This window comes from Pseudonocardia kujensis, from assembly GCF_021283305.1.
Lineage (GTDB): Bacteria > Actinomycetota > Actinomycetes > Mycobacteriales > Pseudonocardiaceae > Pseudonocardia > Pseudonocardia kujensis.
On record NZ_JAJSOK010000021.1, the window covers coordinates 70,069 to 82,521 of the forward strand.

Here is a 12,453-nt window from a genome sequence, read left to right on the forward strand (position 1 = left end):
AGAACCGAGGCTCGTCATGTACCGACCCCGAGACACCCGGCTGGCCGTGGTGGCCGTCGCGGTCCTCGCGATGCTTCTGACTGCCTGTGGCGGCACGGCCGCGTCCCAGAACGTCGACCCGGCGGCCCGCACCGCGGCGGTCCAGAAGGCCCAGGCAGGCGCCAACAAGCTGATGGACGCGGCGACCCAGCCGAACACGTGGCAGGGCCCGGAGTCCAGCCCGCGCCCGAAGCCGGGCCTGCGCCTGGCCATCATCCCCACGACCATGGCCTCGACCGGCGCGAGCAGCCCGGCCAACGCGATGGCCAAGGCCGCCCAGGCGATCGGCTGGACCGCCAAGATCTCCGACGGACAGGGCAAGCCCGAGGTCGCCCTCAACGCCATCCAGGCCGCCGTCGACGAGAAGGTCGACGCCATCGTCACGATGTTCGTCGACAACGCCCGTGTCCAGGCCGGCATCGACCGGGCTCTCGCGGCAGGCATCCCGGTGTTCACGCTGGGCAACCTCAAGGAGACGCCGTCGGTGCCCGACGTCGCGTGGGACGTCTACGGGGAGGGCCAGGTGATGGCCCAGTACATGGTCTGGAAGTCCGGCGGCGACCTGAAGCTGCTCCAGATGAAGAACACCGACATCTACGCGGCGATCGTCGGTCAGTACCAGGGCAGCCAGGACTACCTCTCCGACCCGGCGAACTGCCCGGGGTGCACCACGAAGACCGTCGAGTGGAGCCTCGCCAACTTCGAGGACCCCAACCTCGGTCCCGCGGCGCAGGCCTCGGCGGCGCTGCAGGCGGACCCGTCGCTGAACTGGGTCAGCTGCTTCGACGCCTGCATGTTCCGGGTCTCCCAGGCGGCCGACCGCGCGGGGTTGACCAAGCGCGGTGTGCAGGGAGCCGGCTACGACTGCAGCGCCGAGAACGTCGCGGTCATCCAGCGCGACGGCCTGCAGAAGGCCTGCTTCGCCGATCCCCGCGAATGGCTCAGCCTGGCCGTGCTCGACAACGTCGTCCGGGTCACCAGCGGTGAACAGCCCTTCGACTACGCCGGCAAGATCCCGACGGCGTTGTTCGACAAGGACAACCTCGCGAAGCTCCCCCCGGACAAGCTCAACGAGCTGGTCAGCGTCGGCTGGCGGGGCAACTACGACTTCACCGCCAAGTTCTACCAGCTGTGGGGCGTGGCGGCGTCGTGACCACAGTGGCGAAGCAGGTCGGGACCGACGCCACCGGCCCGGTCGCGTCCGCGGTCGAGTTCACCGGCCTGGTCAAGGACTTCGGGGTCAACCGGGTGCTCGACGACGTCTCCGTGGCCTTCCGGTCGGGCTCGATCCACGCACTGCTCGGCGCGAACGGCTCGGGCAAGTCGACCCTGATCAAGATCCTGGCCGGCTACCACGAGCCGACCGCGGGTGCCCTGCGGGTGCACGGCGAGGACGTGGCGATGCCGCTGACCCCGCACCAGCTGCACGCGATGGGCATCCGCTTCGTCCACCAGGACCTCGGGCTCGTCGACTCGATGTCGGTCGCCGACAACCTCGCACTGGCGGCCGGCTTCGAGACCCGCGGCCCGGCCATCGACTGGCGCGCCCAGCACCGGGCCGCCGGACGTGACCTGGCGGCGGTGGGGCTGCACGACATCGACACGACGGCACTGATCAGGGACCTGGGCCCGGTCCAGCGCACGCTGGTGGCGATGGCCCGGGCCCTGCGGGGCCTCGACCCCGACCACGGTGTGCTGGTCCTCGACGAACCCACCGCGCGGCTGCCGCACGCCCAGGTCGAGCAGCTGCTCGAGCGCTGCCGACTGCTGCGCGACGGGGGGATCGCCCTGGTCTACGTCTCCCACCGGCTCGACGAGGTGTTCGCGATGGCGGACCGGCTGACGGTGCTGCGCAATGGGCGGGTCGTGTTCGACGACGCGGTGGCCGCGACGGACCCGGACCGCCTCGCCGACCTGATCACCGGCGTCACCGCCCACGCCTCACCCGCCGAGCGGAGGTCGATGGCCGCCCGCACGGCGGGGGCGGGCGAGGTGCCCCGGCTGTCGGTCTCCGGGCTGTCCGGCGCGCGTACGTCGGGGGTGAGCTTCGACGTCGCCGGCGGTGAGATCCTGGCCGTGACCGGGCTCATCGGGTCGGGCCGCAGCGAGCTGGGACGGCTGATCTTCGGCGAGCAGCGCGCCACGGCCGGCCAGGTCCGACTCGACGGCGAGCTCGTCGAGCGGGCCACACCGGCGGCGGGCGTAGCCCGCGGCATCGGTTACGTGCCGCAGGACCGGGCTCAGGGCGGGGTCGCCTCGATGACCCTGGTGGAGAACCTGACCCAGCCCCGGCTGCGCAGCTTCCTCCGCCGAGGTGCGCTGTCGGCTGCGCTGCGCAGGCGCGCGGCGCAGCAGGCCATCGTGACGATGGACGTGCAGCCCCCGCACCCGACCAAGCTGCTGCGCGAGCTGTCGGGCGGCAACCAGCAGAAGGTCATCCTCGCCAAGTGGCTGGACCTCCCGCTGCGCCTGCTCATCCTCGACGAGCCCACCTACGGCGTGGACATCGGGGCCCGGCGCCGGATCCTGGACTCGGTCCGCGAGCGCGCGCACGGCTCGGGCCTGTCGGTGCTGCTGATCGACTCGGACATCGACGTCGTGGCCGAGTATGCCGACCGCGTCCTGGTCATGCGGTCCGGCGCGATCGTTCAGGAGCTCACGGGGGACGCCATCACACCCGACCGGATCGCCGCCGCCAGCTATGCCATCGACTGAAAGGGACCGTCCATGACCGCCACCACCCCGGCGGCGGGGCATCGGCCCGGGCGTCGCTCGCTCGGGTCGCTGCTCGCCGGCAACGCGCTGATCCTGGCCCTGCTCGTGATCATCGTCGTCTTCTCCGTGCTGCGTCCTTCGACCTTCCCCACGCTCGGCAACTTCGGTTCCATCCTGCAGGCCAACGCGGCGATCGCCTTCGTCGCGCTCGGTCTGATGATCCCGCTCATCCTCGGGCGCTTCGACCTCTCGGTCGCGGCGGTCGCGGCCTTCAGCGGGATGACGGTCGCGCGGCTGATGTCCGACGGGCTGGTCACGGCCTGGCCCGTCGCCCTGCTGCTGATCCTCGCGGCGTGCGCGATCATCGGTCTGATCAACGGGCTGCTCGTCGCCTACGTCCGGCTGCACTCCCTGGTGGTCACCCTCGGCGTGCAGTCGGTTCTCTACGGCGGCGTGCTCTTCTACTCGAAGGGCATGGTCATCTACGACGGCCTGACCCCGGGCTTCCTGGCACTGGGCCAGTCCCGCCCGCTGGAGATACCGCTGCCCTTCATCTTCGTGCTCGTCACCGCCGTGGTCCTCTGGTTCGTCCTCTACTACCGCCCGCTGGGCCGGCGCCTGTACGCGATCGGCGGCAGCGAGGACGCCGCCCGGCTGACCGGCATCAAGGTCAACCCGATGATCGTCGGCTCGTTCGTCGCCAGCGCACTGCTCGCAGGCATCGGCGGCTTCCTGCAGGTCGCGCAGGTCGGATCGGCCTCCCCCGGCAACGGTGGGGAGTTCCTGCTGCCGGCCATCGCGGCCTGTTTCCTGGGCGAGACCTCGATCCGCCGCGGCTTCTACAACGTGTGGGGCACGGTCGTCGCCGTTTATCTCGTCGCCGTCGGCACCACGGGGCTGTTCATGATCGGCGTGGCGGCCTGGGTGCAGCCGGTGTTCAACGGGCTGGTGCTGGTCGGCGCGATCACCGCCGCCCGCTTCACCGGGCAACGTGTCGGCAGGTCCGCCCGGCGGGCGGCCGCAGGCTCCGCTCCCCCGACGACACCGACGACACCGGCGGCACCGGCAGGCAGCGCCCGTGCCCACTCGCCCGTCTGACCTGGTACGCCGTCACCCCATCACCCTCTCGCCCGAAGCGTTCGGAGGAGACGCGATGACCGTTCCCGCTACCTGCTCGACCACGACGGCGTGGCCGAACCCTGCCCGTTCCATCAGCTCGTCGACGGGGAGGCCGTCGACGCTGCCGCGACCGTGGACGTGATCGACCCAGCCACCGGGAGGTCGGTCGCGCAGGCAGCGGTGGCCGACGCCGCCGAGGTCGACCGGGCGGTGGCCGCGGCACTCGCCACGTTCCCCGCCTGGGCGGCCCGCAGCGCCGACGAGCGCGGCGCCCTGCCGCACCGGCTCGCCGACGCGATCGACGCCCACGCCGAGGAGATCGCCCGGTTGGTGTGCCGCGAGCAGAGCAAGCCGCTGACCGAAGCCGAGGGCGACATCGGTGCCGCGCTCGCCTACCTGCGCTACTTCGCCGAATGGCGCCCCGAGCGGGACATCCTCCGCGACGACGACGAGGCGTTCGTCGAGATCGTCCGCAGGCCGCTCGGCGTCGGGCCGGGCCTCGAGCCGGGGGCAGATGGGTTAGATCAGCACGTCGCGCTGTCCCCGAGGTCCCGTCCGGCGGCCGCAAGCAGTCCGGGATGGGCTCGGAGTTCGGCCGCGACGGGATCCTCGCGTTCACCGGTGTCCAGGTCGTGAACATCTCCCGGATCTGACCCGACCTGGAGGAGGCGCCCCCTCCCGCAATACGTGCCGGCCGTGCGCCGGCGTCATCGTCACTCATCATCGAGGAAAGGACCATCATGGGACGTCTGGACGGCAAGGTCGCGCTGATCACCGGAGCGGCGCGGGGGCAGGGCCGCTCGCACGCGGTCACCCTGGCCCGGGAGGGTGCCGAGATCATCGCGGTAGACCTCGCGGGGCAGGTCGAGTCGGTGCCCTACGAGATGGCCACCCCGGCCGACCTGGCCCAGACCGTCAAGCTGGTCGAGGCGGAGGACCGGCGGATCGTCAGCCTGGAGGCCGACGTCCGCGACCCGGAGGCGATGCAGGCGGCCACCGAACGCGGTCTGGCCGAGTTCGGGCACATCGACATCATCTGCGCCAACGCCGGCATCAGCAGCTGGGACCCGGCCCCGGACATGTCGCCGCAGCGCTGGCGGGACATGATCGACATCAACCTGAGCGGTGTCTGGTACTCCGTGCAGCCCGCACTGACGTCGATGATCGAACGCGGCGCGGGAGGGTCCATCATCCTCACCAGCTCGGTGTACGGGCTCGAGGGCGGCGTCGGCCGGGTCCACCACTACGTCGCGGCCAAGCACGGCGTGGTCGGGCTGGCGAAGTCCCTGGCCAACGAGCTCGCCCCGCACCGGATCCGGGTCAACACGGTCAACCCGACGTTCGTCGCAACCGGCATGATCCAGAACGACGCGATCTACAAGCTGTTCGTGCCGGACCTGCCCAACCCCACGCAGGAGGACTTCAAGGAGGTCCTGCTGGGAATGAACAAGCTGCCCATTCCGTGGGTCGAGCCGCAGGACATCAGCAACGCGGTGCTGTTCCTGGCGTCGGACGACGCTCGGTACATCACCGGCACCACACTCGTCGTCGACGCCGGACACCTGGCCTGAGCGTGACCGGGACGTCGGGTGCCGACGGCGGTCGACGTCCCGGTCCGCCTGACAACGGCGGTGGGAGGGTCCCGGAATCGTGGGGAACGGGGGCCACGACTCCAGGAAGGCCTCCGCGCCGCCCGGGGCGGCGAAGCGCTCGTCGTCGGCCGATGACCGTCGCGCTCTCAATCAACACATTGCGCAACGTCCGAAGGAATGCGCGGCCAGCATTCGTGTAGCGGATCGCTACATCACCGAGGCCTCCGTCCCCATAATGTCAGGAGGCCCCAGAAAAGTCCCGGAGACGGCGATGACGTGGGTCTCCGGCACAACAAAGGAGTTGTCACCGTGGGTCGTCTCGACGGCAAGGTCGCATTCATCACGGGGGCCGCCCGTGGTCAAGGTCGGTCGCACGCCATACGACTGGCCGAAGAGGGCGCGGACATCGTGGCGCTGGACCTCTGCGCAGAGGTGGAGACCGCGCCCTACGCCGGCAGCACGCCCGAAGACCTCGCCCAGACCGTGAAGGCGGTCGAACAGCTCGACCGTCGGATCCTGGCCCGGCGGGGCGACGTCCGAGACTCCGATGCACTGAACCAGCTGGTCGCTGACGCGGTCAGCGAGTTCGGTGGGATCGACATCGTGGTGGCCAACGCCGGCATCGTCGGCTTCGACCCGCTGTGGGAGGTGACCGACGAGCAGTGGCAGGAGATGCTCGACATCAACCTGACGGGCGTCTGGAAGACCGCCAAGGCCGTCATCCCGTCGATGCTCGAACGGGGCCGCGGCGGTTCGATCATCCTGATCAGCTCGCTGGCCGGGCTGATCGCGTACCCCCAGCTGGGCCACTACAACGTCGCGAAGCACGGGGTCACCGGCCTCATGCGCAGCTTCTCCGTCGAGCTCGCACCCCACAACATCCGCGTCAACTCGGTCCACCCGACCTCGGTCGACACGCCGATGATGAACAACCCGGCCTTCCACAAGGTCTTCGTCCCGGACGTGGAGACGCCGACCCAGGAGCAGGTCAAGGACACCTTGATCTACCTCAACGGCCTCAGGATCCCCTGGGTCGACCCGATCGACATCTCCAACGCGGTGCTCTACCTGGCGTCCGACGAGTCCCGGTACGTCACCGGTACGACCCAGCTGGTCGACGCCGGTGGCATCGCCCCGTACAAGATCCGGCACAGCTGACGCCGCGCGGTCCGAACGGCACACGTTGAGAGCAACGATCTCGTGAACCACCGGAGGTGGGCCACACAGCCCACCTCCGGTCGGTTCCAGCGCACGTCCCCGCCGAGGCGCCGCCGTTCGGCGGTGCTGCGGCCACGACGGCGCCGCCCGGCTCGTGGCCCGGGGTTGGAGGGGTGGAGGTACATCGTCGTGGACACACCGGTACAACCGCGAAGCGACGAGCTCCTGCGGGTCGCGGCCTACCTGCTGGAGCTCCTCGCGAGCGAGAGCGACGTGTCGCAGGTGTCGGCCGCCATCGACTCGCTGGCACGGCAGGCCTCCGCGGAGGCGATCGTGCACCGGCTGATCGTGCAGACCATGCGCGTCAAGGATCTCCTGGGCAGGAGGGAGCGCCGGGGCCGCGACCTGACCGCGCTTTTCGACACCGCCAAGGATCTCGCCTCCCTCAATGACCTGACAGCAGTTCTGAATTCCATCACGAACCGATGTCGACGGTTACTGGGATCAGATGTGGCCTATCTGAGCCTCGTCGACCATTCGGCCACGGAGACCTACGTCCGGGTCACCGACGGCACTATTTCGCGCATGATGGGAAATCTCAGACTCCCCATCGACGTCGGCATCGGCGAAGTCGTGGTGCGGTCCGGCCTGCCCCATCAGTGCCAGGACTACTTCCTCGACCCGTCGATCGCGCACCGGGCTCGTCGACGAGGCGATCCGGGCCGAGAAGATCAAGGCCATCCTCGGCGTTCCCATGAAGGTGTCGGGCCGGCTCATCGGCATCGTCTTCGCCGCGGATCGGGTCGAGCGGGTGTTCACCGCCGAAGAGGTCGAGCTGCTGTCCTCGCTGGCGACCCTTGCCGCGCTCGCCATCGAGAAGGCCAAGCTGCTGGACCAGACCCAGCGTGCGCTCGTCGACGTCGAGACCGCCCACTCGAAGGCGCTCGAGCAGCAGCAGGCGCTCGACCGGGCGGCGGCAGCACACGAGCTGTTCACCCAGATCATCCTCGGTGGTGGCGGCCTCGACGACCTCGTGTCGGCGGTCTTCGACGTCCTCGAGGTGCCCGGAGTGATCGTCGGGCCCTGGCGGAACGGTCCTCGCCTCGATCGGCGTCCCGGAGGGACAGGATCTCCCGAAGATCCAGCTCGAGAAGGTGTCGGACGGCCGGGAGGGCGACTGGGTACTCGTGCCGATCGATGCGCTCAGCGACAGCCTCGGCGTGCTCCTCCTGCTTCATCCACAACCGCTCTCGGACGTCAACAAACGCATCGCCGAGCGTGCCGCGATGGTGGCCGCAGTCCTGCTGTACTGGTCGAGGACCCGAACCGAGGAGGGGCGGCCGTCACCGACCGGACGCGAACCCGCGCGGTGGTGGTCGCAGAACCGGCTGGGTCGCACGCCCACCTGAGCGGAGTGGGCTCTTGCGGCGAACGACCGGGCAGCTCGGCGGCCGACCGCATCGGGCGGTAGCGACGGAAACGTTGTCGCAGAATGCTACAAGGCGCTTGCTCGAGTACGTGCCATACTCGACTGACCCAATCAGCTGCAGTCGTATCGATGGAACGCAGGCACAACTCGGCATCAATCCGGAGAGGAGTGCCGCGCCTCATCCGACGGCAGCGATGAATCAAGAACCGCGACAACCGAACTACCCGCCTCGAATCGGCTCGGTGGATGAGCGAGAAGGGCCTCCACCCGGCGTGCACCGCAAACGCCCTCACGCCGAAGTGAGACGACCCCCGGCAGCGGGTGCAGACCGCCCATCGCCCGCTGTCGGGGGTATCCAGCGGACCAAGGAGCAATCTTGTACCAGGCGCAGAGCCCTCCCCGGACGAAGCCTCTGCACACGGGCGTGGCCGACCAGGTGGCGTTCCTGCCGCTCCTCACCCGCCGACAGCGGCAGGTCCTGCAGGCCGTCGCCCGCGGGCTCACCAACCAGCAGATCGCTGATCGTCTCGGCATCGCACACACCACTGTGAAATGGCACCTCGGGGCACTCATGGCGAAGTTCTCCGTCTCCAACCGCACGGAACTCGCATATGTGGCGGCGAAATGCGGACTAGCGTGAACAGATGTATTTCGAGGGGCGGACCGGCCTCTGACCGACTGCCCCGGACCGACTTCTCAGGCACTTCTCTGACCTGAATGTCAAGGCGGATCCGCAGAGAAGTGGTTCACTCACACCGCCTCGTGCGAGCGAGGACATCAGTAACGAACCCGACCTTCTCGGTGTCGCAGCGACGCGGCCACGGCCGCGCACGAGACGCGTGAGTCGACGGGATGGACGGAGGAGAACCGACATGGCTGACCTGACCGGGCGCACCGCGCTCGTGACCGGGGCCGGCGGCGGCATCGGAGCCGCGTGCGCTCGGGCGCTCGCGGCCCAGGGGGCGAAGGTCACTGTCGCCGACCTGGACGGGGACCGCGCACGCGACGTCGCGGCGTCGATCGGCGGCGAGCCGTGGGAGGTCGACCTCCTCGACGTGACACCCCTGGAGTCCCTCGACCTCTCGGTGGACATCCTCGTCAACAATGCGGGGATCCAGACCGTCAGCCCCATCGAGCAGTTCCCTCCAGAACGGTTCCGGGCGATGATCCGGCTGATGCTCGAAGCCCCCTTCCTGCTCGTCCGCGCCGCCCTCCCCCACATGTACGCGCAGCGCTTCGGCCGGGTCATCAACATCTCGTCGGTCCACGGTCTGCGGGCCTCGCCCTTCAAGGTCGCCTACGTCGCCGCCAAGCACGCCCTCGAGGGCATGTCGAAGGTCGTGGCTGCCGAGGGCGGACCCCACAACGTGACCAGCAACTGCGTCAACCCCGGCTACGTCCGTACTCCACTCGTCGAAGGCCAGATCGCCGACCAAGCCGCTGTGCACAAGATCTCGGCCGACGAAGTACTGCAAACCGTGCTGCTGGAGCGAAGCGCCATCAAGCGCTTGATCGAGCCGGACGACATCGCGGAACTCGTGACGTGGCTCGCTTCGGACGCGGCCGGGATGGCCACGGGTTCGTCCTGGGTCATGGACGGCGGCTGGAGCGCGCAGTAGCGCGAACGCGATCCGACGACCGTGCACGATCCAAGGAACGATTGATGCTGTCACATACTGTGCTGTTCCGTCTGCCCCGGCCGCTCGACCCCGCGCAGCAGGCCGAGTTCGTCGCCGCCCTGCACGAGTTCGCGGCTGACGCCCCACCGACCGCCGGCCCAGTCACGATCACGACCGACCTGGGGCTTCGCGATCCTGCGAGCCCTCGCGTGGCCGACGCCTCCCTCTCCACAACCTTCTCCGACATCGACGCGTTCACGGCGTACCTCGACCATCCCCGCCACCAGGCGATAGTGACTGAGGTCCTTGAACCGAGCGGTGTGACCTGGCTGTCCATGCAGGCGCAGGGCGAGACCTCCCCGACCTGACGGAAGTCGGCGAGAAGCGGACGACGCTGCAGCCGCCGGCGACACCCCGGCTCTCGACCTCGGTGAGCATCGGGAGCCAGAGTTCGGGTAGGGCGCCGTGCCCCCGAAGATGCCTGAGGAAAGGCGTAGCTGCCGCTGCCAGCTGCGATCAGCGCAGGTCAGAGCTTACAATGGGTAGATACGGCTGCGCTCGATCCCTCCCGGTGCGACCCTTGAGGAGATCCGGGAGACACCGGGTTCCCGGTGTAGCACATGGTCGACGCCAGGTGGGGCGGAGCAAACAGGTGGCCCGCTCGCCGGTGACCAATCCGGTGAGGACGGTGTGCAGGCGAGCACCCGGAAGCGCGGTCGCCGAGCAGCAGCCGGAGGACCGGCATGGCATGCGGGTGATGCCTGGGGGCGAGCCGATCAGGACGGGCGGTGGCGCTGCACGCCCCCACAGGCCTTCGCCGGTGCGCGGGGTGTCGACGGCGCCTTCCCCTACGTCGGCGCCCGCCGGGGGCACCCGCCGGTGGTCGGCCGAGGACTACCCGAGCGAGCCGGTATGCGGATGCACGGGGGCAGCGAGGACGGCGGCAACGGGCTCACCGATGAGTGGGCGCTGTTCGCGCACGCGCACCGGATCGGGCCCTGCCTGGCCGTCGTCACGGGCTGGTCGACGACGAGTTCCGGGACGACCCGCTCGCGCGGGCGTGAGTGTCTGACGCCACGGCAGCGCCGCCGGCACCCGACGGGAGGCGGATCGACAAGCCCCGCACCGCGGGTCCGACCGGCCTCGATCACTTCGAGGCTGCGGTGAGCTCGGTCGGCGCCATCACGTCTCTCCCACTGCGTGGCCCCGGCCTCCCGCACCTCGCCACGCGACGACCCGGTAGCCCCTGGCCCCCGCCACCCCCTATGCCGTCCTCCGCGAGCTCGCGACACTCCCGGACATCTGGCCCGGCTCGTGCCACACCTGGGGCCACGGCGCGGCTCGAACCGATGACGCCCTGTCAGGCAGGTGTCGACAGGCGGAGCGGCGCATCGGTGGCGGCGCGGACCTCGTCCTCGGTGACGCCGGGGGCGGTCTCGACCAAGACCAGGCCCTCCTCGGTGACGTCGATGACGGCGAGATCGGTGATGATCCGGTTCACCACCCGCATGCCGGTGTAGGGCAACGTGTTCTCGCGCAGGATCTTCGGCGAGCCGTCCTTGGCGGTGTGCTCCATGAGCACGATGACCCGCCGCGCGCCGTGGACCAGGTCCATCGCCCCACCCATGCCCTTCACCATCTTCCCGGGCACCGCCCAGTTCGACAGGTCGCCACGCTCGGAGACCTGCATGGCGCCCAGGACGGCGACGTCGAGGTGGCCGCCGCGGATGATCCCGAAGGACAGCGCGGAGTCGAAGAACGAGGCCCCGGGGCGGACGGTGACGGTCTCCTTGCCCGCGTTGATGAGGTCGGGGTCGACGGCGTCGGGCGTGGGGTAGGGCCCGGTGCCGAGGATGCCGTTCTCGCTGTGCAGCACCACGTGCACGTCATCGGGCAGGAAGCTCGGGATCAGCGTGGGCAGGCCGATGCCGAGGTTGACGTACTCACCGTCGCGCAGCTCCGCCGCGGCGCGGGCCGCCATCTCGTGACGGGACAGGCTCATGCCGACACCTCCGTGACGGTGATCTTCTCGATCCGCTTCTCGACATCCGGGGCGTGTACCACGTGCTGGACGAACACTCCGGGCAGGTGGATGCCCGCCGGGTCCAGCTCCCCGGGCTCGACGAGCTCCTGCACCTCGGCGATCGTGACCCGGCCCGCCATCGCACAGAGCGGGTTGAAGTTCTGCGCGGTCTGGTCGAACACCAGGTTGCCGTGTCGATCCCCCTTGGCCGCCGCGACCAGCGCGAAGTCGGTGCGGATGGCCTCCTCCAGCACGTGCGGCACCCCGCCGAACTCCCGAACCTCCTTGGCCGGGGACGCCACGGCGACGGATCCGTCGGCAGCGTAACGCCAGGGCAGGCCGCCGTCGGCGATCTGGGAACCGACGCCGGCCGGAGTGAAGAACGCGGGGATGCCGCAACCTCCTGCGCGCAGTCGTTCAGCCAGTGTGCCCTGAGGGCACAGCTCGACCTCGAGCTCGCCGGAGAGGTACTGGCGGGCGAACTCCTTGTTCTCCCCGACATAGGAGCCGGTGACCCGGACGATGCGCCGGTCGGAGAGCAGGATGCCGAGCCCCCAGTCGTCGACGCCGCAGTTGTTGGACACGACCTGCAGGCCGGTCACTCCTGCGGCGTGCAGGGTGGCAATCAGTGTGGACGGGATGCCGCAGAGCCCGAACCCGCCCACCGCAAGGGTCGCGCCGTCTCTGATATCGCTGATCGCCTGTTCGGCGCTGATCACCTTGTCCATGGAACCTCCTGTACTGCGTCGAGTGGGAGCA

General features: G+C 69.5%; 13 protein-coding genes. 10 read left to right on the forward strand and 3 right to left on the reverse strand.

Features of this window, described 5'->3' with window-relative positions; all coding sequences use genetic code 11:
- Window positions 1–16 precede the first annotated feature (16 nt).
- The 6 genes from LWC35_RS16875 to LWC35_RS16900 all read left to right on the forward strand — a co-directional run bounded on the left by LWC35_RS16875 (window position 17) and on the right by LWC35_RS16900 (window position 6,623).
- Entirely contained in the window at window positions 17–1,192 is a 1,176-nt protein-coding gene (locus LWC35_RS16875) for a sugar ABC transporter substrate-binding protein (protein WP_232871091.1), read from the forward strand.
- The gene (locus LWC35_RS16880) at window positions 1,189–2,754 is read left to right on the forward strand and encodes a sugar ABC transporter ATP-binding protein (RefSeq protein WP_232871092.1); all 1,566 of its coding nucleotides are present in this window, start codon (window positions 1,189–1,191) and stop codon (window positions 2,752–2,754) included. The genes LWC35_RS16875 and LWC35_RS16880 overlap by 4 nt, the downstream gene beginning before the upstream one ends.
- Window positions 2,755–2,766: 12 nt before the next feature.
- Window positions 2,767–3,852: an ABC transporter permease gene (locus LWC35_RS16885; protein WP_232871093.1), complete on the forward strand. Its 1,086-nt coding sequence runs from the start codon at window positions 2,767–2,769 to the stop codon at window positions 3,850–3,852.
- Window positions 3,853–3,942: 90 nt separating this feature from the next.
- Window positions 3,943–4,509, forward strand: a complete 567-nt coding sequence (locus LWC35_RS16890) for an aldehyde dehydrogenase family protein (protein WP_232871094.1) — start codon at window positions 3,943–3,945, stop codon at window positions 4,507–4,509.
- A gap of 104 nt (window positions 4,510–4,613) precedes the next feature.
- Window positions 4,614–5,444 carry a mycofactocin-coupled SDR family oxidoreductase gene (locus LWC35_RS16895; protein WP_232871095.1) on the forward strand — a complete coding sequence of 277 codons (831 nt, stop codon included), beginning with the start codon at window positions 4,614–4,616 and terminating at the stop codon, window positions 5,442–5,444.
- Window positions 5,445–5,774: 330 nt separating this feature from the next.
- Window positions 5,775–6,623 (forward strand): mycofactocin-coupled SDR family oxidoreductase, encoded by an 849-nt coding sequence (locus LWC35_RS16900; RefSeq protein ID WP_232871096.1) that lies wholly within the window; start codon window positions 5,775–5,777, stop codon window positions 6,621–6,623.
- A 504-nt stretch (window positions 6,624–7,127) separates the two neighbouring features.
- Here the strand turns inward: LWC35_RS16900 and LWC35_RS16905 are convergent.
- Window positions 7,128–7,364, reverse strand: coding sequence for a hypothetical protein (locus LWC35_RS16905; protein ID WP_232871097.1), 237 nt, complete (start codon window positions 7,362–7,364; stop codon window positions 7,128–7,130).
- On the opposite strand from LWC35_RS16905, the gene LWC35_RS16910 reads away from it, so the two are divergent.
- From LWC35_RS16910 to LWC35_RS16925, 4 genes are all read left to right on the forward strand, one after another.
- On the forward strand, window positions 7,339–8,094 hold the full coding sequence (locus LWC35_RS16910; RefSeq protein ID WP_232871136.1) for a GAF domain-containing protein: 756 nt from the start codon (window positions 7,339–7,341) through the stop codon (window positions 8,092–8,094). The genes LWC35_RS16905 and LWC35_RS16910 overlap by 26 nt on opposite strands.
- Before the next feature lie 334 nt (window positions 8,095–8,428).
- Window positions 8,429–8,692, forward strand: a complete 264-nt coding sequence (locus tag LWC35_RS16915; protein ID WP_232871098.1) for a response regulator transcription factor — start codon at window positions 8,429–8,431, stop codon at window positions 8,690–8,692.
- A 232-nt stretch (window positions 8,693–8,924) separates the two neighbouring features.
- Entirely contained in the window at window positions 8,925–9,671 is a 747-nt protein-coding gene (locus tag LWC35_RS16920; RefSeq protein ID WP_232871099.1) for a 3-hydroxybutyrate dehydrogenase, read from the forward strand.
- A 44-nt stretch (window positions 9,672–9,715) separates the two neighbouring features.
- A complete protein-coding gene (locus LWC35_RS16925; protein ID WP_232871100.1) occupies window positions 9,716–10,039 on the forward strand; it encodes a Dabb family protein in 324 nt (107 codons plus the stop codon).
- Between the two features lie 992 nt (window positions 10,040–11,031).
- On the opposite strand, the gene LWC35_RS16930 is transcribed toward LWC35_RS16925, so the two are convergent.
- Both LWC35_RS16930 and LWC35_RS16935 read right to left on the reverse strand, forming a co-directional pair.
- On the reverse strand, window positions 11,032–11,673 hold the full coding sequence (locus tag LWC35_RS16930; RefSeq protein WP_232871101.1) for a CoA transferase subunit B: 642 nt from the start codon (window positions 11,671–11,673) through the stop codon (window positions 11,032–11,034).
- The gene (locus LWC35_RS16935; protein WP_232871102.1) at window positions 11,670–12,422 is read right to left on the reverse strand and encodes a CoA transferase subunit A; all 753 of its coding nucleotides are present in this window, start codon (window positions 12,420–12,422) and stop codon (window positions 11,670–11,672) included. The genes LWC35_RS16930 and LWC35_RS16935 overlap by 4 nt, the downstream gene beginning before the upstream one ends.
- Window positions 12,423–12,453 lie beyond the last annotated feature (31 nt).

Excerpts from the sequence above, each read along its gene's own strand:
- LWC35_RS16935 (WP_232871102.1), bottom strand. The coding sequence starts at position 12,422 with ATGGACAAGGTGATCAGCGCCGAACAGGCGATCAGCGATATCAGAGAC.
- LWC35_RS16905 (WP_232871097.1), bottom strand. The coding sequence starts at position 7,364 with ATGGCCTTGATCTTCTCGGCCCGGATCGCCTCGTCGACGAGCCCGGTG.
- LWC35_RS16930 (WP_232871101.1), bottom strand. The coding sequence starts at position 11,673 with ATGAGCCTGTCCCGTCACGAGATGGCGGCCCGCGCCGCGGCGGAGCTG.
- LWC35_RS16925 (WP_232871100.1), top strand. The coding sequence starts at position 9,716 with ATGCTGTCACATACTGTGCTGTTCCGTCTGCCCCGGCCGCTCGACCCC.
- LWC35_RS16875 (WP_232871091.1), top strand. The coding sequence starts at position 17 with ATGTACCGACCCCGAGACACCCGGCTGGCCGTGGTGGCCGTCGCGGTC.
- LWC35_RS16885 (WP_232871093.1), top strand. The coding sequence starts at position 2,767 with ATGACCGCCACCACCCCGGCGGCGGGGCATCGGCCCGGGCGTCGCTCG.
- LWC35_RS16895 (WP_232871095.1), top strand. The coding sequence starts at position 4,614 with ATGGGACGTCTGGACGGCAAGGTCGCGCTGATCACCGGAGCGGCGCGG.
- LWC35_RS16920 (WP_232871099.1), top strand. The coding sequence starts at position 8,925 with ATGGCTGACCTGACCGGGCGCACCGCGCTCGTGACCGGGGCCGGCGGC.